General features: G+C 65.6%; 3 protein-coding genes. All 3 read right to left on the reverse strand.

Going from position 1 to position 4,144, the window contains the following annotated elements:
- On the reverse strand, positions 1 to 1,295 hold a 1,295-nt coding region (locus tag P8X48_12785; GenBank protein ID MEJ2108181.1), incomplete at its 3' end, for a GerMN domain-containing protein.
- A gap of 199 nt (positions 1,296 to 1,494) precedes the next feature.
- The gene (locus P8X48_12790) at positions 1,495 to 1,998 is read right to left on the reverse strand and encodes an HPP family protein (protein ID MEJ2108182.1); all 504 of its coding nucleotides are present in this window, start codon (positions 1,996 to 1,998) and stop codon (positions 1,495 to 1,497) included.
- On the reverse strand, positions 1,995 to 3,722 hold the full coding sequence (polX, locus tag P8X48_12795) for a DNA polymerase/3'-5' exonuclease PolX (GenBank protein MEJ2108183.1): 1,728 nt from the start codon (positions 3,720 to 3,722) through the stop codon (positions 1,995 to 1,997). Before polX ends, P8X48_12790 begins: the two co-directional genes overlap by 4 nt.
- Positions 3,723 to 4,144 lie beyond the last annotated feature (422 nt).

Genomic DNA, 4,144 nt, shown 5'->3' on the forward strand with positions numbered 1-4,144 from the left:
TAGAACGTGCACACCTCCCACCAGGGTTCGTTGGGCGGGTAAGGCGCCGTGGTCGATATCGCGCCGGTCAGTTCGTCGAAGGTGCCGCCGCCAAAGCGCACCGCGTCGGCGATGACGGCCAGTCCGGCCTCGCTGGACTGGTTGTCGAGCGTGACCCGCGCCTCCTCGCCGGCCAGGAAGCCGTAGGAGCCGAGATAATGCCACGTATCGCCGTGAACCCGCTGGTCGACGGCGACCGTGGTCTCGCCCCCAGCGTGATGCACCGTGTAGCGCGCGTCGGGCGCGCGGTGAGCGCCCGGGCGGTACCAGGCGTAGACGGCGTACCGGCCGTCTGCGGGCAGCGTGGCCGTCCAGGCAGCGGTGGCCGTCGCCGTGCCGGTCACCGTCTCGGCATAGCGATAGCTCGTACCCCCGTAGCCCGCTCCTATAGAGCTTGTGGTCGTCCACACGCCGGTCTCGGCGTATCCCGTGCCCGCCGCGGGGCTGTCGTTATCCACGATCACCTCGGCGCCGTTCATGTCCCGCTCACGGACGGGGATGACGGTCGCGCCGGCGTTCCACAGGTATTGCAGCAGGTATTGGTTCACCGCCTCGGCGTTGTTGTGATCCTCGATGATGGGGCCGGCGTAGCCGCCGGTGGGGTACGGCGGGCGCTGCGTGCGCCAGTCGGAGCCGGTCCACTCCCAGCCGTGCCCCGCGCTGACGTACACCGTCTTGCCTGTGAGCGCGCCCTGCGGTTGGCCCTGTCCGGGGGATGGGGGCTGGCCCACGTAGCCGGGCACGCCGTCCAGCGCGCCCTCGCCATCGGGCGCCGCCTCCTTGCGCGGCGCGGGCGTCTCGGGCAGAAAGGAGGCCAGCGGCACGAACGCCCCGGCGCCTGCGTCCCACGCCCGGATGCGCAGGTCGCGCCAGCGCAGCGGCTCCAGCGTCCCGCCGACCTGGCGAACGACGACCTCGAACGTCTCGGGGTCGAGCCCGCCCAGCGCCCGCTGCTCCACCCGCAAGTAGACCACGACCGTGTCATCGGCCTCGACGTCCACGCGATCCAGTGTCGTCCCCTGCGGGATGGCGGACCACAGCCCCTGCGCCCGCTCCTCGTCCGTAGGACCTGCCAGCAGCGCCGTCATCAGCGCCTCCCCGCTCTCCGCCGCGACCGTCCGCTCGACGCACACCGGCCCCTGGTCCGACCAGAAACACACGGCCGCCAGCGTCTGCGCAGCAGCGCCGACGAGCGCCACGCGAAGGGCGACCAAGAAAACGATCGAAACACCGCACGCTAGCAGCAACCATCGCATTCTACTCTTCATATTTCTCCAAGGTGTCTGACACTCTTGCGGATTTATCACGAATGACACGAGTCAACGAATTTCACGAATCTTTTTGGTACACGTTCGACATCATTCGTACCATTTGCCCATTCGTGATTCAAACGGGCTGGTGGCTAAATGTCTCTAACAACTCTCGTAGCCGCGATTTCGCAATCGTGGCTACAGACTATGCCAGGTCCACCAGCACCGGCTTGAGTAGCCGCTTGGTGATGACCAGCAGCGCGATGCCGCCGAGAACCACGACGACCGTCCACAGGTTCCACGTGTTGAGCACGAATCCCAGCGCCAGACCCGCCGCCGGGGGATGTTCCGTGTTGGTGATGACCATCAGGAGCATGGTCAGCCCCACTGCGGCCGCGCCCGACACCTGGTCCAGCCACGCCGACGCGAGAGGAAGCTGCATCAGCAGCGGCAGCGAGAACAGATAACTGCACGTACAGCCCACGATTGTACCGATCAGATATCCCCCCAGCAGGAACCTGGGTCGAGAGAGACGCGCATGCGGCAGGGCGAAGGCGATGAACGCGCTCGCTCCCAAACTGGCGATGATGGTCGTGTTCGTCACCGCGTCGAGCACGAACAGCACAGCAAACACCACGCAGGTTGCCAGCCCACATTGCAGAAGGTACCTCTTCTTGCGCGCCTTGAACTTGTCGTCAAGCAGTCTCATCGCTCGCTTCCTCGCGCGGCCCAAGCCAGTAGATCCTCCACGTTCCAGGCGTTGACCACGTCCGCGGCCCGCGCCCAGCCCCGGCGGGCCGTCGCCACCCCAAACGGCAACCAGTGGAAACCCTCTACGTCGTGGGCGTCCGAGTTGATCGCCAGCTTGACGCCCAGGTCGATCGCCCGCCGCACGTGCGCGTCGCGAAGGTCGAGCCGCTTGGGATAGGCGTTGACCTCCAGCGCCGTGCCCGTCTTGGCGGCGGCGCGAAAGACCGCGTCCATATCCAGGTCGGCCCCCTCGCGCTCGTCGATGAAACGTCCCGTGGGATGGGCGATGACGTCGACGTGGGGATTGCGGATCGCGGCGAGCGTGCGCGCCGTGAACTGCTCCCGGCCCTGGCGCAGGCCCGTGTGCACCGCTGCCACGACCAGGTCGAGCTCGGCCAGCACTTCGTCGGGAAAGTCGAGGCTGCCGTCGGCGTGCACCTCGACCTCGGCGCCGGCCAGCACGCGGAACGTAGAGCCCATCTTCGCATTGACCTCCTCGATCTCGGCCCGCTGGCGGCGCAGGTCGTCGATCGTCTGCCCACCGGCGACGCCCAGGCTGTGGGAGTGGTCGGTCACCAGCGCGTACGCGAGGCCATAGTCGCGCGCCGCCTGGGCCATCTCCAGCAAGCTGTAGTGGCCATCGGACCGGGTGGTGTGAAATTGCAGATCGCCTTTCAAGTCGCCCATTTCGACCAGCTCCGGCAGGCGATCCTCAAGCGCCGCCTCGAGCTCGCCGCGGTCCTCACGCAGCTCCGGCGGGATAAAGGGCAGTCCCAGGGCCGCATACACCTCCTCCTCGCTGGCGCACAGCACCTCCGTGCCGTCCTGGCGCTTGAGCGCGTACTCGCTCAACGAGAACCCTCGATCCAGCGCCAGCGCGCGCAGGCTGATGTTGTGCGCCTGGCTGCCGGTGAAATACTGGAGCGCCGTGCCCCAGCGTGCGGGCTCCAGCACGCGCAGGTCGACTTGGAGCCCCTCGTGAGTGCGGATGGAGGTCTTGGTGGCGCCGCTGAGAAGCACATCCGACACCTGATCCAGCTCGCGGAAGCGGGCCATCACCGGCTCAGGGTCGTCGGAGGCCACCAGCAGGTCGAGGTCGCCCACCGTCTCGCGCATACGACGCAAGCTGCCGGCCGGCGCGGCCTGCACCACGCCCCCTACCTTCTGCAGCTCGGCCAGCATCGCGTAGGCCAGGGGCCAGGCCACGCCCAGCAGTGTGCGTCCGCTGCGCCGCTTGAGCGCCGCGATACCGTCCAGCACGTTCTGCTCACTCTTGGCCCCCATGCCGGGCAGCTCGCGCAGGCGTTCCTCCTGCGCCGCCTTTTCGAGCGCGTCGACGGTGGTGATACCAAGCTCCTTCCAAAAAAGCGCGGCCTTCTTGGGGCCGACGTCGGGAATCTGCAGCATCTCGACCACGCCGGCCGGCACCTGGGCCTGGAGCTTTTCGTAGGCCTCCAGGTGATCGGTGTCCAGCCATTCGTCGATCTTGGCCGCCAGCGTCTTGCCCACGCCGGGAATGTCCTCGAGCTCGCCCGCCTGGCTAATCTCCTCGATGGGGCGGCCCAGTGCGGCGACGTTCTCCGCCGCCCGCCGGTAGGCCATGATGCGGTGGTAACTCTCGCCCTGGATGGCCAGCATGTCGGCCATCGCGTCGAAAATATCGGATATTTCCCGTTTCTTCATTATCCCCTCCCGCTCTGATTATACTGCCATCCCTACCGCTTGACAATGGCGCATTTCGCTGCCGGATGAAAACTATGGGGACGGACGGTCGCGGGGCGGCCGTCCGTCCCCCAATTTCCCGTTTGCCCAGACAAATAGGCGACCCCGCTTGACAATGGCCCTCTGGTGGGATAAGATAATGGGGAGAAAGCCTACCTTCATCCATACCCCACTCAACCACATCCATACAAATTGCGCATTTACACCCCTCAACAGATTCGCCGCTGCCCGATCAGCGAGAAACGCACGAAATCGTATCACTCGAAAGACGTCCTATATTTTGTCAAGACCCAATTTGATACTAGGATGATGTGATTTTTAGGGAAACAGACGCATTGCACCCTGGGTGCTTTGAAAGCAATTTTCAAAGTCCCTGATGAACA

The sequence above is a fragment of the Acidiferrobacteraceae bacterium genome, assembly GCA_037388825.1.
Classification (GTDB): domain Bacteria; phylum Pseudomonadota; class Gammaproteobacteria; order Acidiferrobacterales; family JAJDNE01; genus JARRJV01.

Bases quoted from the DNA above. Each gene is read 5' to 3' on its own strand.
- polX (MEJ2108183.1), bottom strand. From the start codon at position 3,722: ATGAAGAAACGGGAAATATCCGATATTTTCGACGCGATGGCCGACATG.
- P8X48_12790 (MEJ2108182.1), bottom strand. From the start codon at position 1,998: ATGAGACTGCTTGACGACAAGTTCAAGGCGCGCAAGAAGAGGTACCTT.